The sequence below is a fragment of the Halobellus litoreus genome (genome assembly GCF_024464595.1).
Classification (GTDB): Archaea; Halobacteriota; Halobacteria; order Halobacteriales; family Haloferacaceae; genus Haloquadratum; species Haloquadratum litoreum.
The window spans coordinates 66,014-91,765 of the sequence record NZ_JANHAW010000005.1 but is presented as its reverse complement, the minus strand read 5'-3'; the positions used below and the strand labels follow the sequence as shown (position 1 = coordinate 91,765).

Annotated in this window: 18 protein-coding genes and 1 pseudogene; 10 read left to right on the top strand and 9 right to left on the bottom strand. The window is 55.6% G+C overall.

Going from position 1 to position 25,752, the window contains the following annotated elements:
- Positions 1-60 precede the first annotated feature (60 nt).
- The 4 genes from NO360_RS18365 to NO360_RS18350 form a co-directional block, all read right to left on the bottom strand.
- Positions 61-795 (bottom strand): DUF192 domain-containing protein, encoded by a 735-nt coding sequence (locus NO360_RS18365; protein ID WP_112077718.1) that lies wholly within the window; start codon positions 793-795, stop codon positions 61-63.
- Entirely contained in the window at positions 792-1,295 is a 504-nt protein-coding gene (locus NO360_RS18360; protein ID WP_251331491.1) for a hypothetical protein, read from the bottom strand. Before NO360_RS18360 ends, NO360_RS18365 begins: the two co-directional genes overlap by 4 nt.
- Positions 1,292-3,616 (bottom strand): Ig-like domain-containing protein, encoded by a 2,325-nt coding sequence (locus NO360_RS18355; protein WP_251331492.1) that lies wholly within the window; start codon positions 3,614-3,616, stop codon positions 1,292-1,294. The genes NO360_RS18360 and NO360_RS18355 overlap by 4 nt, the downstream gene beginning before the upstream one ends.
- A gap of 124 nt (positions 3,617-3,740) precedes the next feature.
- Entirely contained in the window at positions 3,741-4,307 is a 567-nt protein-coding gene (locus tag NO360_RS18350; protein WP_251331493.1) for a hypothetical protein, read from the bottom strand.
- A gap of 322 nt (positions 4,308-4,629) precedes the next feature.
- Between NO360_RS18350 and NO360_RS18345 the strand changes: the two genes are divergently transcribed.
- From NO360_RS18345 to NO360_RS19040, 10 genes are all read left to right on the top strand, one after another.
- Positions 4,630-5,295, top strand: a complete 666-nt coding sequence (locus NO360_RS18345; RefSeq protein WP_251331494.1) for a hypothetical protein — start codon at positions 4,630-4,632, stop codon at positions 5,293-5,295.
- Between the two features lie 113 nt (positions 5,296-5,408).
- Positions 5,409-5,597 (top strand): hypothetical protein, encoded by a 189-nt coding sequence (locus NO360_RS18340; RefSeq protein WP_199710303.1) that lies wholly within the window; start codon positions 5,409-5,411, stop codon positions 5,595-5,597.
- Positions 5,594-6,085: a hypothetical protein gene (locus NO360_RS18335; protein WP_251331496.1), complete on the top strand. Its 492-nt coding sequence runs from the start codon at positions 5,594-5,596 to the stop codon at positions 6,083-6,085. Before NO360_RS18340 ends, NO360_RS18335 begins: the two co-directional genes overlap by 4 nt.
- Positions 6,063-7,712, top strand: coding sequence for a cell division protein CdpA domain-containing protein (locus NO360_RS18330; RefSeq protein ID WP_251331497.1), 1,650 nt, complete (start codon positions 6,063-6,065; stop codon positions 7,710-7,712). Before NO360_RS18335 ends, NO360_RS18330 begins: the two co-directional genes overlap by 23 nt.
- A complete protein-coding gene (locus NO360_RS18325; RefSeq protein WP_256309279.1) occupies positions 7,709-10,033 on the top strand; it encodes a VirB4 family type IV secretion system protein in 2,325 nt (774 codons plus the stop codon). Before NO360_RS18330 ends, NO360_RS18325 begins: the two co-directional genes overlap by 4 nt.
- Positions 10,033-11,955, top strand: a complete 1,923-nt coding sequence (locus tag NO360_RS18320) for a hypothetical protein (protein WP_256309278.1) — start codon at positions 10,033-10,035, stop codon at positions 11,953-11,955. The genes NO360_RS18325 and NO360_RS18320 overlap by 1 nt, the downstream gene beginning before the upstream one ends.
- 281 nt (positions 11,956-12,236) lie before the next feature.
- The gene (locus NO360_RS18315) at positions 12,237-13,772 is read left to right on the top strand and encodes an ATP-binding protein (RefSeq protein WP_256309277.1); all 1,536 of its coding nucleotides are present in this window, start codon (positions 12,237-12,239) and stop codon (positions 13,770-13,772) included.
- 436 nt (positions 13,773-14,208) lie between these two features.
- A complete protein-coding gene (locus NO360_RS18310; protein WP_256309276.1) occupies positions 14,209-15,294 on the top strand; it encodes a replication factor A in 1,086 nt (361 codons plus the stop codon).
- Complete coding sequence (locus tag NO360_RS18305; RefSeq protein WP_256309275.1) at positions 15,260-16,018, top strand: DNA-binding protein; 759 nt, start codon at positions 15,260-15,262, stop codon at positions 16,016-16,018. Before NO360_RS18310 ends, NO360_RS18305 begins: the two co-directional genes overlap by 35 nt.
- A 6-nt stretch (positions 16,019-16,024) precedes the next feature.
- Positions 16,025-16,402 carry an HNH endonuclease gene (locus NO360_RS19040; RefSeq protein ID WP_345780225.1) on the top strand — a complete coding sequence of 126 codons (378 nt, stop codon included), beginning with the start codon at positions 16,025-16,027 and terminating at the stop codon, positions 16,400-16,402.
- Between the two features lie 19 nt (positions 16,403-16,421).
- On the opposite strand, the gene NO360_RS18300 is transcribed toward NO360_RS19040, so the two are convergent.
- From NO360_RS18300 to pglX, 5 genes and pseudogenes are all read right to left on the bottom strand, one after another.
- Positions 16,422-17,288: a hypothetical protein gene (locus NO360_RS18300; RefSeq protein ID WP_256309274.1), complete on the bottom strand. Its 867-nt coding sequence runs from the start codon at positions 17,286-17,288 to the stop codon at positions 16,422-16,424.
- Positions 17,289-17,578: 290 nt separating this feature from the next.
- Positions 17,579-17,838, bottom strand: a pseudogene (locus tag NO360_RS19035) (transcriptional regulator); the annotation flags it as partial.
- 63 nt (positions 17,839-17,901) lie between these two features.
- A complete protein-coding gene (locus NO360_RS18295; RefSeq protein ID WP_256309273.1) occupies positions 17,902-20,811 on the bottom strand; it encodes a helicase-related protein in 2,910 nt (969 codons plus the stop codon).
- A complete protein-coding gene (locus NO360_RS18290) occupies positions 20,804-21,325 on the bottom strand; it encodes a hypothetical protein (RefSeq protein WP_256309272.1) in 522 nt (173 codons plus the stop codon). The genes NO360_RS18295 and NO360_RS18290 overlap by 8 nt, the downstream gene beginning before the upstream one ends.
- A gap of 97 nt (positions 21,326-21,422) precedes the next feature.
- Positions 21,423-25,646, bottom strand: coding sequence for a BREX-5 system adenine-specific DNA-methyltransferase PglX (gene pglX, locus NO360_RS18285; protein WP_256309271.1), 4,224 nt, complete (start codon positions 25,644-25,646; stop codon positions 21,423-21,425).
- Positions 25,647-25,752: the final 106 nt, after the last annotated feature.

The following is a 25,752-nucleotide window of genomic DNA, read 5'->3' as shown; positions in this document are numbered from 1 at the left end:
CCCACCTACAACATGTTCTTTTTCACGCTGGTTTCCTTTCCCCACTGACGTAGCACGGTATTACGGAGAGCTGGCCGTCGGGCGGCGTTTCGAATTGATCGGGACATCGTTGTGAGGGCCGCTACTGGAGGCTATCGATATCCCACCTGTTTCGGTGCGCGGGGGGCCCCACCGGAACTCGACGGTATCACCGACGTCGATGCCGTTCTCGGTGGTCCAGTAGTAGGGGACTTCGAGGACGTATTTCGACTGGCCCCGGTACTCTGTGAGGGGATCCCTGTTTTTGAGTTCAGCGTGGTGGATCACGGTGATCCGCCCCTCCTTGTCGATAAAGATGATATCGATGGGGAAGGCCATGTCCCGCATCACGTAGGTGCGTTCTCGTTCTGTGTCGTGGAGAAAAATCATCCCGTGACCATCTTCGAGGGAGTCAGTATTCGAGAGGCCGGTGTATTGTTCTCGCCATGTGGCGGCGACATTTCCCTCGACGGACGCGAGGTAGTCGCCGCTCTCATCGTAGATGGTCGCAGTCCCGTAATCGGGAGAAGTCAGGTCTGCGTGAACAGTATAGCCGACCCATACGACCATCGGTACGAAAACGACGATGAGGATAGCGATGACCCAGGGGTTCTTGAGACGGTCAACAATTCGCCGAGCGATTGTGTCTTCAGGGAGCAACGGTTGGTTCGTGGGGCCGTACTCTTCTTGCTCCTGATCAAATCCCTGTTCTTGCCTGCGGTCGAGATTTCCATCACAATCTCTTCCGGCGTCCGGGCGTTGGCCGTTGCCGGTCATAGCAAAATCCACGCGAAAACGCTGAACACGTTGCCTCCGATGCTTCCACCGATGAGAGTAAGCCCCATTACGATCCCACGACGGCCGCGAGACTCGGCACGCGAATCGCGGCTGCCGAACGCCCACCACGTCACACCGATGATGAATAAGACGAGGCCAAGGCTGTGGAGGACGATGCTGAGAGCGGTGGCGAGCTGGGAGAGGTTGCTTTCGTGAACGCCGGTCACGGCGCCGTAGGGCCACCCATCCGGGAGGAACTTGCTTCCGAGGATGAACACGAGAACCTCGTAGATGACGTCGATAGCGACGATCGCTATGTAGCCGGCTCCGCCACCGACGGCCATCCCCCGGAAGCGGGCCATCGCTCGAGGACTTTTCGCGTAACCCCACCAGCCGATGATACCGATGACGAGCGCAATGAGGGTTCCGTAGCGCCCGATAATGGTCGCGATTTCGAGGAGTTCGATTGTGGGCTCAGTAAATTCACTAACCTTGCTCATCCTGATTTCCCCTTGCTGGTGCGACGACGCATCCGCACCCACCACACGGCGAAGATCCCGAGGGCGAGCCACTCGACGAAGATGAGAACATTACTGATTGATGCCGAGATGTATTCCCCGACTGCGCCAACGGCCTCGAAATCGAGGGGTGAGGGCGGCAGGATATAGAGGAGTCGGTCACCCTTGTAGTAGGGGTCGCCGGGTGACCAAAACACGTCGCCGTCGTAGCGAGCGCGGAGAACCGATCCGTCCCACGCGATCTTGGCACGGCCATTATTGTCAGTCGTAACCGTCGATGTCGTTCCGTCATCTTGGGTGACAGTGATTTCCTTATTTTTGATGGAGTTGCCGTCAGTGTCCGTGAGAACGAGGACGCCATCGTGATCCGCGCCGGTAGATGAGACATTAACATCTGTCATCTGGAGGACGGTTGACTCGTATGGTTGGCTATAGACTTCGAGCTGGTCTTCGCCGGAGACTGTCTTCCCGTCGAGTGGAGCACCGAACGGATTCGAGGCGTCGACGGTGACAGCTTCACCTGTGTCGAGGTCACTCGATCTGACGTCGATGACGTGATGTGTGTAGAGGTCGGTCGGCTGATCGTTATCGGGATCGTTGACGTTGGCAGGAAGTGGTGCTCCCGGGAGCGTCGTCGAAACTTGGCTATCGACGGTTTTCGTGTATCCCCATACTTGGTTGTCTTCACCCTTCTGTGGGAAAGCGGCGGTGACGTTGGCGACGCCTGTCTCGTAGCGGTAGATGGCAGGCCAGCGGTCGTTGTGGGTGTGCGTCGCGTTATGAGAGGTTGACCCGCCTCCGGTGAGGACTTCTACCTCGTCGTTGCGGGAGATACCGTAGAACCGCCACGGAGAGGTGAGGTGGATGGTTTTGTTGTCGATATTGACACTGATCCTTCTCCAGGGGTCGCTCGGGAAGTCTTGATTGCCCTTCCACCTCACGGCGAGGCGGTCGTGACCAGCGCCGTCGATGTGAGCGACATCGATCTCGAGATTCGGGGAATCCCAGTCCGTGATGGTGACGGGGACGCTGTATTTCGTCGTGTGAGTGTTCGTGCTCACACTCGTTCGCGACCATTCACTGCACTTCGAGCTGGTGACACCCCACCGAGTTTCGACTTCGCTGGTGACTTCGAGGGTCGCCGTCAGGGTGTATTCCCCTCGAGGATATTCGAGATTCTTACTCGATATAGATTCAATCGCGATCCAGGTTACCTTACCGAATCGGTTCCATTCGGACTCGCCCGTGAATCCGGGACGATCGAGTCGGACGGACGTGACGTTCGCCGTCGAATTGAGGAGATCGTATTCGGCCCACTCGGTCTTCGGGTAGGTGTGTGAGTGAGTACTGTTTCCGTGCGTGTGCGATCTCGTACACGTTGCACTTCGACTGAAATCCGCTGGGGCAACGGCTCGGTGATCATAGGGAACGTACGCACCTCGGGTTGGGGTCGACCCGGAAACGTATCTGTCACGATACCAGGCACCGCCAAAGAGGTCGTTGATGCCGACCCATGACTCGCGGACTGTATTGAAGTCACTCTGCCCCCATTTTCGGGACATACTCGCGCCGCTCGAGGTGGGGTAAAGCTCCCTGCCGTTCATTTTCGGGATGGCGATCCGATCTGAGTCCTGTGCGTACTTCGTGTATTGTTCGGCCGCGTGGAGGTTCCGTGAGATGATGCTCTCGTGCTTGGCCTGGTGAACGAGGGCGTCGTCAGGGTTTGAGACGTAGAGTTCTTCCGCGTCTGGATCCCATTTCACGTCGGCGTTATAGACGGGCCGCCACTCACCGTACTGGTTAGTAGCACGCACGAACCACTCACCGTCGTTACTTTTTGGCCCGTCGTAGGTGTTCTTCTCATGCACGTTGATGAATTGCGTTTCTGTATAGAACGGCATGCTGGAGTAGGGTTTCCACTCATCCTGGATGGGAATCGCGTTGTAATCGGAGAGGTCCGTGATGTAGACATCGCTTGTTGTGGAATACCGAAGCGATTGCGAGGGTGACAGTGTAGCCCGCCCGAGGTCGACTGGGTAGGCCGGGTAGTCGTTCTCGAAGTAGCCGGTGTAACTGACATCCGCGGGATCGACATCCACGTCGTTGTTCGCGAGGACACGATAGGTTTCGTCGTAGGTATTATCGACGCCAGGCTCGGGACTCGGAATGTCATAGATTGGGCCGATACCTGCAGCGTAGACAACGGTGACGGGTGCGATCACGAGGCTGGTCGCTAAAAGTACCGTCACGAGGATGCGGAATCCGTGTGACCAGCCCCGGAAAGCGTTCGCGGTGGCCTTCATCCCCACACTAGTTGTGGTAGTGAGTTTCGCTGCACACGCGGCGTAGAAGGCGTATATACGTCCTCTAAGCCTATCGGCCCAACTGTCCTCGTGTACCGATCCAGTCTCTCCGTCCCGACGTGAATCAGCCTGAGAGGACATAGTGAATCAGGCTGATGAAGATCGGGAAGGCGAACCCAATGATTGTGAGGACGAACCCGGTTGTTGCCATCGCGAACCCTCGACGGCGGTTGTTGATGGACGGGCTGATGAAGTACGCAATTATGCCGATGACAAGCGTGATAAGACCCGTCCACTTGAGTGCGCTCCCGACCCAACCAGGGAGTGTAACAGCGGCCTTTAGATCGGAAATAAGTGTGCTGAGGTCGGGGCCACTCTGGAGTGGGATAACCGATGCCTGCTGTGTGTGGGTGTCGGTATACAGGAGTACGCTCGCCGCAGTATCAACGACAGGATATAGGAGGGGACCGTGGCTGTACCCGACGAGTTCTGCTAGTATACGCGTGAACGTGGAGATGGCCTGATACCCTCCGAGTGGTACGAGTGGGCCGGTGATTTCTCGAATGTATGATCCCGTAAGATAGGCAACATCGGTACTTGCCGACAGTACTCCACCGACGGGAATGAGCCAGTTGATAAACAGTTCAAGCGCCTCTAGTTGGAGGGGGTTCATGAGATGGTGTTCTGTCATCGCCAGCGGTGCCGACGACGCTTGGAGTGGCTAATCTGAGGCTATCTGCGACTAAATATTCTCTTTACTCACACCCTCCACATGCGCTACATTCACCACAGTTGTTGTAGATTTGAAAAGTCCTTAACTGCCTGCTGCTTATGACGGCTGATGGCAAGTCCTGCAAAAATCCAGTCGCTCACCGGTACGTTGAGTGATGGCTCGCCCCTCCAGGACGAGCGCGAGTCGCCTGCACGTGACGATACGTGCGAGGGTGACTGCGTCTGTCCGGTGAGCTCCAAACAGGGCCCTTCCTCTAGCCTGGAAATGCGAGCACCCTCCCATGCCTGAAATTCAAGTCGACTGGTACTCTCGGGAAGAAGCTGACCGCCTACGCGATCTCCGTGATCGGCACGGGATGATATGGCGCGGCGTCCTCCTTGAGGGAGCCAAACACGCAGAAAGTATAGACCTCCTCAAAGCCCTCGTTGAGTTACACCCAGAACTCGCATACTCTCGACCGGGTGACCACGCTGGCGTTTCTGCCGAGAGAACAAATGTCACCGAGCAACTGCACGAGCAGATTCGCGAACGACAACGTGCTCGCTCAACGACCGAAATTCCACTGTCTGGTTTCACAGATACGGATATGGACGCTAACGCGAACGGCAGTAGTGACGTCGATAGTGAGGGCAACCGTGACGATGAGGATGCCGGGCACTTTGACGTGAGTGCTGCCGTCGCTCAGGTGCAGGAGAATCGTACCCCCTCTTCCAACCATGTGCAGCGGTCGGTTGCGGCCGAACGTACCCGGGAAAGAGAATACAAACGTTGGGATGCCCAAGCGGCACAGGCCGCCGAAGGCGGCGAAACACTTCACCCCGCGGACGCACACGAGGATGTCGAAGATGTGCTTCGACACCCCGGCGACCGCGACGAGTGGGATATCGTCGACCCGCGCTATGATTACGAGGGCTACGCTGACGAATACGGCGGTGATTTTCGATGAGTCGGCCGTCGAGTCCCTCGGACTACAATACGCGAATCAATATCCCATCTCAAGAGGAGTATGAATGGTTAGACTCGGTTCGGAAAGGTCTCGGGCTGACCTGGCGTGGGATGATGCTGAAAGCCGAACAGCGACTTCTCGCTGCTGAACGAACGTGGCCGCCGGCACTCCGAACCCAGCATGTGGTTTCGGCCCCTGATCAATCGGACGCCGATATCGAAGCGGAACGCGACGTTGAGGCCGATACCGAAGCCGAAGCAGAGAGTGACAGTGACTCCGAGATTGACGAGGTGGCGAAATGAGCCAGGACGTACCGGTGGCATCTAATCTTCTCGCCTCGAAGATGTTCGGTGTCTCGGCCCGCAAATTGGCCGAATCGATGGGGCCGCCCCTTATTCTCCCGCTTATACTCTACACTATCGGTCTCCCGCTGCTGGTGACGCTCCCGTTGGTGTTCGTCGGATTCCTCGTGGGACTGTTCATCTATAGCCGCACTCCGCCGGGACAGCGCCCTCTGCAATATGCAGCAGCGATGGCACGGCACCTGCGTGGGCGAACGGATTACGTCTGGAAGCCTCCGGAGCCTAACAAGGACGATCTCGCGTATCATGAACCCTTTGAGGCGTGGATCACGCGACGCCCAAAGCCAGTTGTCGCCGATGCTGACGGAGTTCGTGATGATGCTGACGAGATAGGTGCGGAGACGGAGACGGACGAACCAACGGACTCGGACGACGGCCTTGACACGGATTGGCCGATCGCGACGTATGGAGGACAAACAAATGACTGAATACGAAGACGCCGGTTCGACGCTGGACCTCATGGATTTCAAGAATGTCCGTGACGGCGGCGTCGTGGAAACGCCTACCACCTATGCGATGGTGATGCAGATACAGCCTCGAGACTGGCTAATCCTCTCTGAAGAACGCAAAGAAAGCCTCTATCTATCGTTCTTGACGTTCCTGCGCGGGGTTCAGTTCCCAACACAGATCCTCTCGATGACGACGGCATACGATCCCGAACCCTACCTCAAGCAGTTTGAGGGAGCCGAAAATATGCTCATCAACTCGGGCGACGACGAGGAAGATGTTGACCCGTTGGATGAGTCGCCGCTGCTCGACTACGGCCGAAAGTACCACACTGAGTGGCTCCGGGGCGTCGTCGATGTCGCGGAAATTCGTGACCGCGACTTCTACTTCGCGGTTGCAGTCGCTAAAGATGAGGAGGCTGACGATGGCCTCAAGGCCCAGATCCAGTCGTTGATGCCTAGCGGGAACGACGTTGAGGTTGATGACGAAGCTAAGTATATCGAGGAAGTGAAAGCCCGCGCCCAGCGTGTGGCGTCGAAGCTCCCCCAGACGCAGGTGGAAGCCGAGATTCTGGACACTCGCCCGGCTGTCCTTGAGGTCCTCTACGAAGTCTATCACGGAGAGAAGCCACCTATCTCGTTCGAACAAGGTAGCTTCTCACTCCCGGCCAATAAGGCACAGGAGGTCGCCAACGCAGCCTATACTCCCGAAGAAGCGGCACAGGCCGAGGCGAATGAGGATGGTGACTACGAGTTCGACCGCGCTTCCGACGAACATCCCGAAATCGAACCCGAACCAGATTCCGAATTTGATTCCGACCCGCTGGCAGCGGTTGGTGATGGTGGGTACGCACACCCAGACTCCGTTGAGCGCGTCGCAGAATCGCGTATCCTGAGCTGGTACGCTCGTAATATCGGGCCTATTGGACATGGATCACTCCCAGTCGTCCCGCGAGCGGTCTACGCGGGTGTGTTTCTGGGCCTCCTAAGCCTCATACTCAGTGTGGGGGCGCTCGGCACGTTCATCTGGTCGATGAATATCGCCGAACGCGGTACGGACATCTATTGGCTGGCTCGGACCGTGTCGTTCGCGACGGCTGCGGCGAGTCTGCCTGGATTCGTGCTGAGTCTTGTCGTATTGTTCCCTTCGGAGCGAAGAACGAAGGGACTCGGAGTGGCCGGCCTCGCAGCGGCAGGCTATGCACTCACTCTGTTCCTTGGAGCGTATCCCCAAGACTGGGACTCAAATCCCGCCGTGACCACGTTCACGCTTGAGGTGTACGCGATGGGCATCTTCGCGCTGCTCATCGCTGTCGTCCTCGCGGTACGTTCGCGACAAAAGGTGGACCTCTCGAACCTAGTAGTCGCTTCTGACCCCGACGCGTCTGATGTGGCGACCGACGGTGGGGGCGCAGGCATTCCTTCCATCCCCGTCGATGACACTGACGATGAAGACGCTGGCGTTGACCTCGATGAGTGTCGTGACACTGACATCGGTGTTGTCGAGGTCGACACCGACGGCGTCGATATAGAGGGCCCCGATGCTGATACTGGCGCTGACACCACGGACCCCAGGACGACTGAAAATGAATCTGAGGTTACAAAATGAATCCCCTTGAGAAACTCCTCGGAAAGAACGAACCCGAGGAAGACGAGCCTGAACGTATTCCGATCGACGATCTCTCCGGCAAGGAAACCCAGGTCGCACTCGAATACCTAGAACTCCTCGATCGGGAAGCTACCCGGAAGAACATTGAGTGGGCGGCCTACCAGCTCCAGGCCGAAGAAGTTCCGCTTGTCTCTCCTACAGAATCCCTCGAAGAGCGAGAGACGCTTGATAAGAAGCTGGTCGCGCCGCGAGCAATGGAGCGCCACCCTGAGTTCCAAGTCCGTGAAGAGAAGGTCACGCAAATCATGACCGTCACGGCCTTCCCCCGGAAAGTCAACCTCGGGTGGCTCGTACCGCTTACTATCGCGGACGTAAACCTCCGCCTCTCGCTACACATTACACCACGAGACCCGGCAAAGACACGTAAACAGCTCCAGCGCCGCTACACGCAGACCACGACGGCGCTCACGCTCAAGTCCCGAAAGGGTCGGACGGACACCCACCAAGAGGAATTGGAGCGCGAGGACCTCCTACGGATTCTTCAAGACGTGATTCGCGGGACAACGAAGGTCTTTGACATCGCCATCTACATGGAACTTGCCGCGGACTCGCACGAGGAACTCGACGAGATGCGCGAGCGTGTTGACACCATTCTCGCGGAACAGGACGTCGAGACAACGGTACTACACCACCAACAGATCGAGGGTAATGGGACTATTGTCCCTCTCGCGACGGACACAATCAAGAACGTCCACCCCATCCAGCTTGAGGCTCTCGGGACGCTGTTCAACCTCGTCGAGCCGCCGATCTACGACGAAGACGGTATCATGATGGGTTTCGACGATACATCGCGCCCAGTAATCCTCGACCGCTACGCCCACTCCGGATTCGGGATGACTATTTCGGGGAAAACTGGCTCTGGGAAGTCCTACGCTAGAAAACTCGAAATCTACCGCCGACTGCTGACTGACCCCACGGTGCAGTGCATCCTGTTCGACCCGGCGGGTGATGACTATCCACAGTTCGCGAAGAAACTGGGTGGTGAGGTCATCCGCTTTGGTGGGTCGCAGAAAGTCAATCCGATGGACATCTCAGCATCCACGGGTGAGATTGGAGCGTCCGAGGACACCTACCCGCTCACGGTGCGTTCCGTGGTAGAGATGCTGAACACCCACTACGAAGACCGTGGCGGGCTCCCTGCTGCGGAAGAGGGTATGCTCATCCAAGCGACGCACTACGCATACCTCTCGAAGGGGATCATCCTTGGCGAGTACGACACCTACGCGAACGAATCACCCATCATCGACGATCTCATCCAGGGTGTGAAAATCATCACAGAAGGTGGTTTCATGCAGGCGCTCGAATCGGACCTCGTCGACGAGGCAGTGCTCGAGCACTTCCAGGAGTTGGACATTCTCGACGAGGACGGCAACCCAGTCACGGAGACGCACATTTCTGTGCCGATGGCAGTAATCACGCCCTCGAAGAAGCACCAGGAGGTCGCGAAGGCGCTGGAACCAAAGTTCGAGTCGTTCAAGCCAGGTGGTATCAACGCGAACCTGAACGGCCAAACAAACCTCGAACTGAACTCGCGTCTCGTCGTGATGGACATGAGTTCGTTTGCCGATACAGGCGAGATGCCGCTGATCCTCCATGCGATGCTCCAGTGGGCGTACCTCGAGGCCAAACGGTCGCCAGATCGCTTCGATGTGACCTTCGATGAGGCCCACTACCTACTGGGGCGTGAATCGACGCGGGATCTCATCAATCTCTTCATCAGGCACGCACGCCACTACGACGCGGGCCTCACCCTGATGAGTCAGACGGCTCACGAGTTCATGCGGACGGACGCTCGCCGCGAAATCTATGAGAACTGCGACATCAAGCTCTTGTTCTATGCACAGTCTGTGTCGGACGCGACGAAGGAGTACTTCGATCTTTCTCCGGCTGAGGTGAAGTACCTCCAATCGGCTCCACGTGGACAGGAGTCCGGATACTCCGGATGTTTGCTGTCGACGACAAAGCACGGGCGCCGCCGTCTCGAGATCCATTCCGGTGACTTCGAGCACTACATGATCGACGACAATCTCGACCCGTGGGACTACATTGAGGAAATCGAGGGACCGATGCGCCCCGGTGAAGCTGATCCCAATGCGGAGCCCGATTTTGAGACGTCCGAAATGCCTCCGGTGTCGAATCGGGAGCTGGACATGGAACTGTCGAGTGCGTTCGCAGAAGACAGAACGACGCAGGAACCGCCCGAGAGTATCGCTGACGACGACACGACGGACTCCTTGACATCCGATTCTGGTGACCGTTAATGGCGATGGCGATACCGGTCGAACCGCTCCTGCTGATGACGTTCGTCCCGCTCCAACTCGGGCTGGGTGACATTCCCGAGGCGATAGCGGAGGCGATTTTCGGGTTCTTTGCGGACTTGGCCGAAGCGATTGCGATCGAACTATCGACGGCACTGACGGACGAACTCATCAAGGGTCTGTTGAAGATCCCGAACCCATATGAATCAGCGACGGCGGCCAACGCGTGGACTGGAATATTCGAGATATCGCTCGTCTTGCTTCCGATAATGATCGCGCTCGCGCTCATCGCGTGGCCGTTCAGCGAAGATCGTGAATCCGGGTTGTTGGACCTCGTCGTCCGTGTCGTGATGATCTTACTGTTTATCGGCATCTCCCAGCCGGCATGGGGGTTCGCGATTGATGCAACAAACGCTGTAACGGTCGCCATCCTAGATCTTGACCCAAGTGCTCCGGGTGTGAACTACGGATACGGGAACGGGCTTCTTGGAGGCTCCACTACAGCCGGCGTGTGGGCGCTGAAGTTCATCGTCTCGGTAGTCGCTGCGATTCTCGCAGTCCTGGCGCTAATACTGTCGATATTCTTCCTGCTCCTGCGCTGGTTCATGGTTTGGATGGCCTACATCGGGACGCCGTTCTTCGCGGTTGTCTGGTTTGCAGGACGAGGCCCGCTGAAGTCCGTCGGCAGCGTCGGCGCGACGTTCATGCGGATGGGTGTGTTTTCTCTGTTGGCTGGACCTGTAATCGCCATTATTGTGCTGACGTTCCAGGTCATTGAGCATGGCGCGATTCTCCAGACCGCAAAGAGTGGCATTATTGGGAATGCCGGCCTTCTTTTTGCCGAACTTGCGCTAATGCTGATCTTCCCGGTCCTGCTCATCGTGACGATCTGGAAGCTCATTTCGTGGGCAGGCCAGCCCATCGGGGCTGGTGAAGCCGCTGCGGTCACGACGATGGCTGTCACGGCGGCTGTCGGTGGCGCCGTTGTTGGTGCAGCAGGCGGCGGTGCGTCCGCGGCCGGCAGTGCAGCAGGCGGTAGCGGCGGTAGTGGCGCGGCGGCCGGTGGAACTGCTGGAGGTGCATCGGGCAGTAGCGCGTCTGCGTCTGCCTCGAGTGCAGGTGCCGGAGGCGCCGGAAGTGCGAACGTGGGTGCAGGTGGATCGGGCTTAGCAAGTCGGATGACGACCCGAGCGAAGGGTATGGTAGGGCAAGCGAAGAAGACCGCTGGTAAGAAGGCAGCCCAGAAATTCGATCACGTCGGGACGACACAGAAGCTTAGCGAGGCCAGATCCTCTCTGGACGAGGCGCAACAGGATGAACAGGCGGCCGCTTCGCAGGCCAAGTTCCTCCAGAACTCAATGGCGTCGCGCGACATGGATATGGCCGAGGCGAAAGAGCAGGGGATTCTCGACGCCCAGCCCGTCGAAGGACAAACGCCGAAGTTCAAGACCGACCCCCTCACGAATGACGTGAAGATGAGCTATATGGGAACGGACGGGGTTTCCCGCTCTGCCAACCTCACACAGAAGTTCAAGTCCGTGAAGACCGAGCAGCATGATGCCGGCCAAGAGGTCGAAGCGGCGCAGTCCCAGATCGACAGCATTCAAAAAAAGAAGGGACGCGTGGATACGGCCAGAAGCGTAGGCCGAGCTGGAAAGGCTGGGACTCGCCCCGTCTATAAGGGCGCGAAGTTCGCGACGAAGACCGGTGGAGCCGCAATGGTCGGTGGTGTCGGCGGGAACTCGTATCTCGCACACTCTATGGGTCGCCGGGCATCGCAGCCGATGATCGGCTCGGGCGGCCCCAACCAGAACCCGAACCACACACTCTCAGAGTTCGGCCGTGTAGCTGGTGGGCAGGCGTCCAAAACCGGCGAGATAGGTAAGACAGGCACAGGCAACAGCGACAACAGCGGAGGGATGTAGCGTTAGCACCCCCCCCCTGGTCGTCGATCGGTCGTCCCCTAGGCCCTGTGAGCGGCTCACTCGTACGCAGGCTTATATAGCAACACGGAATATACTACCTAACTCACTCTGAACGACTGCGGATTTCGCGCGGTTCACAGGTATCTTCTCACGAAAAACGCTGAATCGACAACCGATCGCCTCATCTCAACAAATCAAGACAATACCGGAATCGACACATGTCCCTACTCGCTGCGACAATCGCCTACCTCGCTGCCGACCTTGTCTACGGATTCGTCCGAATGGACGACCGGTTCCCTACGTACGGTCGGCGTGGCCGCCTCATCGAAGCCTCGATCGTCGCAGCTGTCGTGATGGCAGGGGGGTGGCTGGTCGCACCAGCCGTCCTCGACCCTTTCTGGACGGGCCTCGGGGGACTCGCGGTGTACGGCCCGCTGTCCATCCCTATATTCGCAGCGTTCTGGTTCCTCGGGCGACCGCTGCTCCCCTCGATCGGGGTGAGTGGACTGCTGTTCATCATCACGGTATTCTTGCTCGGGGGTGTGAACGTTTTCCTCCTGAACATGCCGGTTTCTGACTTTTCGGACGCGCTCAATATTCCGTTTGCCGTGGGGAACGCACTCGCTATCTTCGTCGGGACGTACATTGTGATCACGGTGACAGACAAAGGGCGAAACAACCAAGAGAAACAGCGTGAGCGAGAACGAATCCCCTCCGGCCCAACTACCTACTCCCCGACCCGGAACACGACCGTGAACGCGAATGGGGATCGGAGCCCGAGCAGTCACAACGCCAACGATGCTGTCGTCGCCGAGGACGTATCCATCGATGGGCCGCCGGGAACTCATTCCTCGACCGGGAGTAGCCCGTCCAAGGCCAAATTGCGGAACCTGACGTACGACTGGCAGCACCCGCCGCAGCGATTCACCGACATCGGCGGCTACGATGACGTGAAGGCCGATCTCGAACGCCGTGTCCTCGAACCCCTCCTGGCGCATCGCGATGGGGATGACCGCTTCTCGCGGTTCAGTGTCGAGCCTGAGAGCGGCATCATGCTGTATGGTCCGCCGGGAACGGGAAAGACGATGTTCGCGAGAGCGCTTGCTGGCGAACTCACTGTCCCGTTCGTCGAGCTCTCTCCAGCGGACGTGACGTCGATGTGGATCAACGAGAGCAGTGACCGGGTCAAGACGCTGTTTGACGAGGCAAAACAGATTGGGCCGTGTGTCATCTTCCTCGACGAAGCCGAACATCTGTTCGGAGCGCGCGAATACTCAGGGAAGGGTTCGCATGCTGAGGACCGGAAGGTGACCAGCGAATTTCTCGCGCAGCTCACTCACGAGGACCGTGAGGCTATCGTGGTTGCGGCGACGAACCGACCGGGTGATATCGACCGGGCGATCCTTCGACCGGGACGGTTGGCTGCACACTTTGAGATTGGCCTCCCGGACGAGGAAGCCCGTACCGCCATCCTCCGGACGCACTTGACCGATGTGCCGTCGTCGCTCTCGGATACAGAGTACGCGAATCTCGCGACGCATACGGCTGGGATGACGGGAGCGGATCTCGCTGACCTCGTCGACGAGGCCCGACGGAACGCGGCTGACCGCGATGCTCGCGTTTTGACTCGTGACGACTTCCCATCGACTGAGGACCTCCAAGTAATAGCGACAGAGCTGGAACCCGAGACGGACGATCTCCCGACCATCGACGACGGGGATAACGACGAGGACGACCCTCGAGATCGGGATGTCGCCGTCCGTTCGAAGGCAGATGATGACGGCGGGTCCGACGACTCGGCCATCGGCTACCAGTAGAAGCGCTTCTTACCCATCGGTCCTCTCCACTTCATCCCATACTGCCCGGACCTCACAGCGCGAACGTGACATCGCGAATTTCCCTACGTTACGCTTCGTATTGTAGTCGTACAGATTGTTACGTAGGACAGCAGTGACGCACTCATTCCCCCTCGCGGTGCTGTGTATCGAGCGGTTGCGGTAGAGGGTCGACCTGTTCTCGACTGCGAGACGGCAGTCGAAGGTGGGACACCCCGCTATCGAAGTGTATTCTGCATCTACATTCACACCTCCATCCGTGTCTGGACGTTGTTTCAGTTGGTGGCGACACGCCGGTAAGGTGACGTGTTGAAGAGTGGCGGGATTCCGGGGGTATCGGCCCAAAAAACAGCGCTGACACCCAAATTTGCTGGATTTATTTATACTACCAGAAAGCGTAGTTCAGGCCGTAGATCATATGAGCACCCTCCGAGAAGACGCGCAGTCACTCCATGACCAGTTGGCTCCCCATCTGCCGGATGACTGCGTTGATGAGTATGACGTCGACGCGCTCGCAACGCTCTTCGACTCCTACGTCAACACGTATCGAGTGCCGAGGACCCAGGCGTTCGAGAGTGTTCGAGGCCACGTTCTCAAAGAGGTGGGCATCGACACTGACGCGTTCTGGGCGGCTCAACGCGATAGTGAACGGGGAACGACCGACGATCCTCTCCCTCTTGCTGAGTGTACCACCGATAACGAGTGGGTCACAATTCGCGCGAAGGTCGTCGAACTCTGGGAACCGAAGCACGAGTCTATCCACCAGGTCGGCCTCATCGGCGATGAGAGCGGACGGCTCAAGTTTACCGCGTGGGCAAAGTCGGACCCACCAGACATCGAGGAAGACACGACCTACACGTTCAAAGACGTCGTCGTTGAGGAGTACGAAGGCTCCTATTCGGTGAAAATCAACTCGCGTAGCGAGATTATCGAGCACGCGCATGATAGCGCGGAAGTCGTGACAGATGTCGGGACGATGATCACGACGCACGAGGGATTCTTTGTCGCTATCCAGGGGCAGTCTGGACTCATCAAGCGGTGCTCGGCTTCCGATTGCACTCGCGTCGTCACGGGCGGTGAGTGCAGCGAACACGGCGCCGTCGACGGCGAGTTCGACCTGCGTATCAAAGCGGTCATCGACGATGGGCACACGGCCCAGGAATGCCTGTTCACTCATGGCGTCACCGAGGAGGTCACGGGGATCGACTTGGAGGAGGCCAAGGAGCTGGCGGCCGACGCGCTGGATTTCACCGTCGTCTCCGACCGCTTCACTGACATTCTGATCGGGCGGCGTTTCACCGTCGAAGGGCCCCTGCTCGGGCGGTATCTCCTCATCGAAGAAGTCGAAGAGACTCCGGAGAGAGCGTTCTCGGATGGCTACGAAGAAGCAGTCGTGGAACTGCTCGCAGAATACAACTACGATGGGCCGGGGCTCACGGCTGCGTCTATCGAAGACCTCCCGCGCTCGTATGATGCACACGCGGGCGGTCTTGGAGGCGACTGAAAAGATGGCAACAAGCGACTCTCAATCACAGCAGGGGACGACTGTCCCAGACCGCGAGGTGGCGAAGCACGTCTTTGCCGCCGAGCTGAACGAAGCGACATACACGTTCAAGACCTCACAAGACGAGCGTGCCCCGGTTTACGTTGCACTCCCTACCGGAGTGCGAGCGAACCGAGTGTGTGTCATGGGAACGGTCACGGACGTCGAGGATGTCGGAACCGACGACCAGGAGTACCTTCGAGTGCGTGTCGTCGACCCGACTGGGACGTTCTGGGTGTACGCCGGGCAGTACCAGCATGAGGCACTCAAGAAATTTAAGAAGATTCAGCCACCCGAGTTCCTCGCGGTCATCGGCAAGCCCCGGACGTACAAGACCGACGACGGAAGGATTAATGTCTCACTCGTCCCCGAGGACGTCGGGGTCGTCGACATCAGTACGCGCGATATCTGGGTATTCGAGGCAGCGCGGCGAACACTCGAGCGTGTCGAGTCGGCGCAGGAGACCTCCCCGAAGGTAGCCGCACTCGCTCGCGAACAGTACGGCCATGATGGGTCGTACTTCGCGCATGTCGCGGCGTTCACGCTCCAGAACCTCCTCGATGGTGACGAATCTGCGACGGAGCTCGATGCGGAGACGATCGAGGAGCGTCTCGAGGAAGCCGAAGCCAAGGGTGACGACGTCGACGGCGAAGAGCCGGAACAGGAAACATTGATCGAGGACTAACGAGTGATGTTTGGGCGTAGTTCCGGAATCAACTCGAAATACGACGATCCCAGCAGTCACGACGAGAAGTATCCGCCTGACTGGGACGCTCGCCGGAAGGCCGTCTACGAACGCGATAACTACACGTGTCAAGAGTGTGGGCGACGGAGTGGACCTCACGCTGGCGACGGCGGGGCGACTCTCCACGCGCACCACCTAATCTCACTCCGCGACGGTGGGTGGAACCACCTGGGGAACCTCGTGACGGTCTGTCAGTACTGTCACGACGGTATCCACGGCCACCCGACTGGGAGTCAGTACGGTGTTGGCGAACACAATGCCCTACGGGTCCTTCGAGTGGTCGGCCGGGCAATCGTGCGCGGTATTAAATGGGCGATCCGGTAGTCATCCTGTTTTCGTTCACTCACTCCACCCGATCAGACGGGGCGTGCCTGATCGCGCCGGGGATCGGCGCGGAGTACGGACCCGGTTCTTCCATTACGAGGTCGTCGTGGGGTGCTGCACGGACGGCGAGCGTCGGGCTGGAGACAGAGTCAACGGTATCCATGAATCCGGGTTCACTGCTGTAGATGGCGAAGGCGTCGACGACGACCCTGACGATTTCGGCGCGAACGGCATAGGTGTCGATCCCCGCGATGAGCTCCTCCTCGGGCGTGGGTTCGGAGCCGGCGGGGACGAACTCGATTCGGATGTCTTCCTGGGGCGGTTTCGACGGTTCGGCCCACGGCGTGAGTGTGTAGCGATCGACTGGGCCGACAAATTCGGGGACGGCGTATCCCAGTACATCCTCGAGGAGCGTTCGCACGTACGGCCCGCTCAGGAAGAGAATGTCGTCGAAGTGGGCGGGGCCGCGACCGGCTGATGGATTGCCCATGTTGACGTCGTCCATCGCGTCGAGCCCGGAGCCGACCGGTTCGTCATCGTCGCCATCACTCGGGCTGTAGCGTTGCACATCGAGGTACTTCGAGCGGTCTGCCTGTCCGATGAGTTGGCGTGTGAGGAAGTTCCCCTTGTGCGCGGATGAGAGCGCGAGTTGGAGCTCGTCAAGGGCACGAACAGAGAGGGGAAGGTATTCGGCCGGGAGGCCTCGCTGCCCGACTGCGGCGTGGAGCGCGGAGACGGAGATCGGCGAGTACTTGGGTTCGCTGGAGGATGCGTCTGGGACGGTGTCGAATGGAGATCCGTTCCCGTTGGAGGGTGCAGTCATTTTCGTTCTACACGCATCCCTTCCTTCGTATTGGTATATAAACCAGAGCACGGGTTCGACCATTCACAGTCAGGGGCTCCTCTCGACGGGCTGAATCGCCGAAGTGATCTCGTCCAGCACACCCTCTGGGCCGGAGAGGTTGTACGGATGATTGACTTCGGCGTTCGTGACTTCCCACCATTTGTGGGAAACACTCCCCTCTTAGGGCCTTCCGATAAGCATCCCAAGGATAGAGGTCAAGTCCCGAGGACCTCGTTAAGAGTCTGGAGAAACAGAGAACGGAGACTCTGAGACTCTGAGTCCGAAGAAACTAATTTTTACTATCATTCGCGCCTTCACTTCCATTTGCGCGGTCACCGCTCGAGGCGGGGGGTAGACTCGTAGCGCTTGATTTCGGTCGTCTTCTCGACTTGGTCGTAAATATCCCGCAACGTCCCTTCAGCACGCAGCAGTTTGTGATCGTCAAGGAATTGATGTCTCTCTTTCTCTCATTGATCCCACAGAACTTGTATGGCAGGTTGTTCTGCCGACGGTCCTCGGGAAGTTCGACCTCCTCGACGAGTTGTTGGAGATGCTGGCGGATCGCTGTCTGGCTCTTGCTCGGGTTGACGTAGTATTGGATGGAGTGGGGCATGGGGTAGGCGAAAAAACTCGACGATAGGTAACAGCCCCTCGATTAGACTGGTAATGTTAGACAGTATGCTTCGATATCTGGGGCTAGTGAGATCACCTGCTCTTGTTTCCTCAGCTCCGTTTTTCTGGATTCGATCCGGGTTTCTAGCTGCTCAAGACGTTGTTTTTGATTCCGAATCGCAATGCGCATATCTGACCCTGTTGTCGCTTTTTGTTCGTACGAATCGATGAACGACTGGATTCGATCTCGCTCTGCTTGCTCGTAAGATTCCAAGTCAGAGAGTTCTTTCCGGACATCCTGCTGGCGCGTTTCGAGTAAATCCTCACGAATCTCGGCGACGAGACTACTGATGTACCTTTCCGCAGCATCTTCAAGTTCACCACGTTGTGTGAGCAACCGAGACACAGTGCTTCCATCCGGTCGAGCGTGGATTGTATCTGCATCAAGGACTCGCTCGCCGAGCGAACGCTGGGCGTCAAGTCCAGCGAGATCAACGTAGACGGGGATAAGTTGCTCCCGAATCGTCTTGCCGGTTGCATCTTCGAAGGCGACCTTATAGACGAATGTGATGCCGGGTTGATCGACGAATGGCAGCAGCTTCATTCCAGCCTTCCCTGCGTCTTGCTCCTGCTGGAGAACCAGATCGCGGAGGGCCTGCAGAATATCTGCATCCGGAGAAAGGTACTCGATCCCGTCGTGATCGATGGCGAAATCGCGACTAAATGTGAACGGTTCCATCGTCTCAGGCTGTCCACTGTCAGTCACTTCAGGCGGGACTTCTGCCTCGTACAACTGGTTTCCACGCTTCTCAACCGAGCCCTCGAATGCCTCGATAGCTCGAGTGAAGAACTCTCGAATCTCTTGTTCACTTCCGAAGACGTCCTCTGAGTCGTCGACGATCGACTGAATCTCCTGTCGACTCTCGGCGTCGAACGTACTGCAGTCTATGAGACTCCGTTCGTACCACTCGAGGAGTGTCTGTTCACGCTCTTCCATCAACTCCTCGAGTTCCTCTTTTGTGGCGGAGGCTGGTTCCTGGTTCTGGACAGATTTCATCAGGAGGGAGTCGATGTTGACGTCGTCCAGCATCCCGAGGACATCTGCCGTCGCACCGACCTTCGACCGGATTTCCTCAACCTTGTCTTGGAGTAGATCGAAAATTTCGGATTCTCGTGTGCCATCGAACTGGAAGTTCCACACCTTGACCTCCTTGTCCTGTCCGTAGCGATGGATCCGGCCAATTCGCTGTTCGAGGCGGTTCGGATTCCACGGGAGTTCGTAGTTGATCATAATGTGGCAGCTATGCTGGAGGTCGATCCCCTCACTGGCCGCATCGGTCGCCATCAGTAATCGGGACTTCCCGTAGTTGAATTCGTCTTCAATCCGGGTTCGCTCGTCTTTGCTCACATCCCCGTGGATGGTCAGAATCTCGTCTGCCCATGGTTCATCGGCGAAGAGATCGAGGAGATAGTCCAACGTATCGCGGTACTCAGTGAACAGGATGAGCTTCTCGTCCGGATGCTCCTCGAAGAGCTGCTCGATGTAGCGTTTGACCTTCCGGGCCTTGGTGTCGACCGGCAGATCCTCGGCCATCGCGACGAGTTCCTGCAGCGTGTCGATCTCCTTCTGGAGTGCTTCATCACCCTGAGCGACCGTGAGCCGTTCGAGTTCCTGCTCCGCCTGTTCACGGTCAGAGTCCTCCAGGTCCTCGCCTTCGAGGTAGGCCGTCGCATCGGTCGAGAGACCCCGCTCGTCGGGTTCGAGCAGCCCGTGAAGGCGACGTCGGAGTGTCTCTCGAATCGCGCCTACGCTGCTCACAAGCCGCTTTTGCATGAGCGCCATCGCAAAGCCGACAGCGGGCTCGTTCAATTGGTCAGATCGGTTGTAGACTTCGCGGACGTACTCGGTCACGCGCTCGTACAGTTGCTCCTCTGCGGGCGACATCGAGACGGTGGCCGTTTGGACATCTCGTTCGGGGAAGATGCGCTCCCCGTTATCGTCGTAGATGGTCTCCTTTCCGCGCCGAATCATGACGCGGTTCACCGTCTCTCGAGTGAGGTCCTGGTCCTCGGCGACGAGGAACGGGTCAATATAGCTGATGAGGGATCGGAACGCCTCCCCCTTCCCGTCGTGCGGCGTCGCACTTAGCAACAGCAGGGATTCACAGTGATTGGCGACGCGTTCGGCCATAAGCGAGGTCTTGCTGGGGGACTCGCCCCGCTTGCTGGCCTTGTGCGCTTCGTCGATGACGGCGACGTCCCAGAAGGCGTTCTCGATCTCGGACTGGAACTCGTCCTGACGGAGGAACGCCATGCTGGTGACCAGACGCTGGCCCTCCTGGTCCCAGATGTTCGCCTCCTCGCCGAGTCGTCGACGCTCGGCGTCGACCCACTGGCGGTCCGCAACCGTGAGGTCGATGTCGAAGAAGCGCTCCATGTCCCGAATCCACTTCTTCTGAAGGTGCGCGGGAACGAGGAAGAGGACGCTGTTGGCTCGATTTCGGGCTTCGAGTTCTTTGAGGATGAGGCCTGCCTCGATGGTCTTCCCGAGACCGACGTCGTCAGCGATGAGTGCTCGCTGGCGGAGCTTCTGCATCACCTGATTCACACAGGCAAGCTGGTAGGGTTCGAGGCGGACGAGCGAGTTCGAGATGCTCAGGAGTTGCCCCTGCTCGTGGGCCATCTTGAGCTGGAGCGCCTCGGTCCGGAGGTCGAACCATTCTGACGAAACTGCTTCGTGTCGGGGGTGGAGGTCTGCTACTTGATCCTCGAGGGTATCGAGTGCATCACTGCTTGGTTCGACGGAGACGTGGTCAAGGCACACCGTCTTTGCACCATCGCCCTCAACGTAGACCCGGAGGTACGGAAGATCCCCGACTTCGTACGTACGGATGACCTCTGCTGGATCACCGTTGAGTCTGATTCGGTCTCCGGATTCGAAATCTCTAGTCATCTAACCGAGCACGGATATGGTCTATCAGTTCCTCTCGAGTTTCTGTTCCGACGCGTGCAACACCCCGACGTTGGTAGATGAGAACGGGATGCTGGCTCTCCAGCGCTTCGAGATTCACTGAGTTCAAACCGCTGCGGGAAGTTCCGATGCACCATATCGAGTCAAGCTTTGATTGCTCGAGGGTCTCGTCCCAGTTCGGAGCAAGAATATGCTTGAATGTATCTGTGGTTAGGAGAATAACAACAACATCTAGGTCACCGATCTGAGATAGAAAAGATTCTTTAAAATTCTTAGACGACTCGTCAAAATCGACAGACTGCTTGGAATGTACTGAGTCTTCCCCCCTGATGTAGCCATGTACTTCGGAAAGTATGTGAATCTCAGTATCACAGTAGACAGAAAGTTCCTCGGCGAGATTATTTACAGATAGGAATGATCCCACAAAGTAGTCCGAATAGGACTCCGTAGACTCACTCGTTGTTGTGGAGCCTTCTGTGAATATTGCGGCTTTCATTTAATGCATAGTTTTCTCGGTTATGTTGTAAATCGTTCCCATCCAGTTCAGGGAGATGGCTCTCTGATCGGACCAATATGGAGAAATGGGGTTCTCGTCAGAGGATTTTGTCCTCGACGATCTCCGGAACGATGTTTTTCTCCGCTAGTGGCTGTATATTAACTTCCACTCCATACTTTTTCACCGGATTGTATCCCGTAGTCAGAATTTCAGACCTCGTCCGAGTCTTCCAGTCAGATGGAAGCATCTTGGATAGTTTATTACATTCACCTTTGACGTCTCTACCGAGCTCAACATCTTCATCCGTCTCTGCAGCGAGTTCTGCAAGCAAATGAATATCATTATCCAACCCGTCTTGGGGGCGACCATCCTCAAGGTAGCTTTTCCCCTTGCTGAAATAGTGATTCATAAACGTGATGTCATTACTCCCATGATACGTGGACCCGATAATATCATCCACATACACGAAGAGATCATACAAGTGGGTTTCAACGGGGTGTTCGGGTCCTTTACTATATTCGGCACATGCAGTCTCCAACATTTTTAGCGCCTCAATCCAGTCCTCTCGATTTTCGTTTACTCGCTGTAGGAATTTTGGACTGAACACTTCATCAAACTTCTCTGGGTCCATCTCTTCGACAAGTGCATCAAGCGTTTCGAGCCTTTCAACAGTCCGTTCACGGAATCGGACAACTTTAGGTTTGAGATCTGCAGCAATTGTTTCCACCTGTGGATCGCGATCCGGAACGTGGGGTGAACTCAACTGCATCATGGCTTCTTGGAGCTCATTGATCTGAGTAAGGGCGCTTTCGCAACGCTCGTACTCTTCAGAAGCTTCTGCACGCTCAGAAGTAGAGAGCGATTCATTATTACTCCGACGTTCGGCTGCGTTCCTACGCTCGTTCAATTCCGACTTTTCAGGCTCAAGGTACTTTGTCTCAAGTCGGTCGAAAACCGACGAATCAAGACGTTGGTAATCAAGTATACACGCAAATCCTTCGGTGAGAGGATTTGATACCAAATTATTCGTAGATAATTTCCATACGATTGGTGTATTTTCGAATTTACCAACATGATAATCAAATAGACTATCTGAAATCCATTGGTCCAGATTCGGATAAGGAGAATCACCCGCGGGAAGGTCCCCTAAGAGCTGATCCGCTTCTGCTAATCTTTCCTCTGCATAGTCTCCAAAGATTTCTTGAAACTTTATTTCCAGTTCGTCAAGGACAGTCTTTAGCTCTGAGGAAGCATGGATAGGTACGACTCCATCTTCCGTTTCCGATACAATTTCAAGAACTAAGTGATGAATGAGCTCTTTTATATCGGCGCGTATTTCTTGTTCTGTAACTTCAACATTTTTAACTTTGTCAGGTTTGCGATCTCGTGGATCCTCAGAAGTCCTTAGAGCGATTTCTTGGAGTAACTGTTCTTTTGTGGACTCTGATACACCAGCCACGCTGAACATTAGATCGTCAATCTCGCTCGCACTCTCTTCCAGAGTCTGTTCTCGGTTTAGCTTAGTAATTTTTGCAGACTTAGATAGCTGACTCAAGCTCATATCCGAAGATAGTTCCCTGTCTTGGGGACTGGAATCCTCCGTATATATGTGATCATAGAAATACTCTCGATTACCAGGATAGACTGAAGGGGCGACGTAGAATGGACTCGTAGGGTCACCCTCACTAGATGCAATAGACACATCATATTGATCGATAGAAGCAGCTTCTAGCAGATCGTTCTGTTCTTCAAACTTTTTGTGCCATGGAATCCGCCCTACGTCGCTTACTTTCCAATTTCTTTCGGGTGTTAGGGAAAGGAAAATTCCATGATAGAGCGTCGAATTTAGAGCCGACATCAGTGTCCAAGTAGGTACACTTTGAGGGAATATCATTGACCCCATAATATCGAATATCCCTCCGGGGGGGTAATAACCAAATCTTCGACCTGTTTCCTTACTATAGGTCCAAGTCAAACCTTCTCTCTCAAAGAAATCCTCATTATAAATTTTTGAACCTTTGTATCGCTCTACCTCAGCACCATCAGAAAACCAATTAATACAACGATCGATATGGGGCGCAATCCAGGCTTCTTCACCACCTTTAGCATATGGAACAAAGCCCTCGGCATCATTAACTTCCCAGTGTCGTCTGACAAATCTTGGGTTTTTCCCAGTTTGAATTCCAGTTTTGACCCTACATACTGCTTCCCCATCGACTTTAGCAGCTTCAGGATCTATCTTTAATTCGGTATTGTGAAATTCTCTAATTTCATCAGGAGTCCAGTAACTAAGTGGTGATCCCGGGATCTTGCTAAAATCTTCCAGCGGAAGCCGGTAATGACGTTGAACATCATCAGAAATATCCGAACCAAATGCGGTATTAAGAAAAGTCTCCTCTTTTTGTTCTGTAGGAATGTCATGGAGTCGGAAAAAGTCTCCCTGACTACCTCCTGTCCCACTCGTTCTAACAACAGTTCCGACAGTTCGAACAGTGGCGTTATCCAAGATTCCTTCTCCGAATTCGGCAAGAAAGTCGAACGAACCTTTATTCCCAATAAAATCATCTCGAAAACTCTGATAACGCCGACTGAACATAAAGGATCGCGGGACGAGCATACCGACTCGGCCGTCTTCTTTTGATATCTGATCACAGACTTCGAAAAAGTTCAGGTAATACTGAGGAGCATAGTCGTAATGATCTTCAACGTACGACTTGACTGTTTGAGGCATTCGACCGCGTTGTGCTGATCCATATGGAGGATTCATAAGAGCAACATCATAATCCTGTGCAAGAACTGACAGAAGGCGCACGAAACTTTTCAAATCTTGGGCTGCAAACGAGTCTCCATTTATTCGTTTGTCTATAGCATCTTGAAGTGTATTCAGGAAGCTTTGTAGAGTTAGATCCGCGTCCCAGTCGTCTTCAAATGTAGTCTGAAGCGTATCTGATTGAGTTTCCAAAAATTGTTCGGACAGAGTCCCTCTGACGTCTAAGAGCCCCCCGATACCATGAACATCTTCGAATTGGTCGATGAGACTTTCGAGTGCCTTATGTAATTCATCTTTTTCACCACTCACTTCCTCGAATAGTTCCCTTGCGTCATCGAAGTTTGCAATTCGTGCATCTGCGCAAACAACGCCAATATTTGGCATTTCAAAGGAAGACTTTCCTTCAGCCTCGGTGCGGGTCCTTGCCTTAAGATAGAGATTAAATGCAGCTAATTGACAAGCCCGCATGTCTAGATCAACCCCAAATAGATTATGCCGGAGAATTTTTCTGGGAATATCCTCAGGTGGTATCTCTGTTTCAGTCCGCCAAATACGCTCTAGAACATCAAATGCGTAAAGTAGGAAATGCCCACTCCCGCATGCAGGGTCTATTACTCGGATTTCTTCTACATTTTGGAAGTCAGTAACATCCTGGTTTGTCTCAGAAGGGATCAAATACGTGCAATAATCCGAAACCGATGGTGAATCCTGAATATGTGGAGTTCGGTTTTTTCTCTCCGACATAGATAGATGAGATTGTTGATCGACCGTTGAATGGAATTCATCTTTGCTTTCAAGATACATTTTCCCCAGTGAATTGTCGGTGAGCTGTCTCACGACCCAATGTGGGGTATAGAACTGATTCGCCGCTGGGACATCGTCCGCTTTTAGCTTTCCTTGCCGAGCTTTCTTTCGAACTTCTTGGAGCTTAGGAGTATTGTAATATTCGTAAACCCATCCAAGAACATCGTCTGCTCGCCAGAGCTCCTCGGGTACATCATCAAGCGCAAGGCATAGCTCTTCAAAAATATCCACATCAGGATCAATTATGCTGTATGGTGAGTCAGAATCAAAGAGAATCTCGATTTCTTCGGATAGCTTTTCACATTCCCTATCATAAGCTTCAATAATAGCCTCGTTTGGCCCTAGGAATTCATCCGTCTCAAGCCTTTCAGCTGCTGGAGTCGTCCCCGAATCCCCAAATTGAGTGACTGGGCGATCGATAAATCCCCGGACCTCCATACAACGCAGGGCAGTGAGTCGGTTAACAATTGTGTAACCAACGCCCATCACATAACGTTCAAATTTCACCTCCCAAGATTTGTCGCCATCCTCTCGTTCAACAGCAGTAACCAACTCTGCTCTAGTAGCTGCCTCTTCGTCAGAGAGACCTTTGCCCCCATCCTCGCTATTTAGCTCGTACGAATGTTCAAGCTGATACTCAATATCCTTCTCAACGGTTTTCCTCAAATTGGTAACAACGTCTTCGAGATGCTCACGCTCTGCTTTGTCCAATTGTGCTTTCGCCTCAAGAGAAGATTGTCCTGACATGATGTATCGCTCTTGTCTCTTACCTCATAATGAGTCCACATCAAAGTTCCCTTGCCATCCGTTAATTCGCCCAGAGATCTTCACAAGAACTTCTAAGTAGATACCA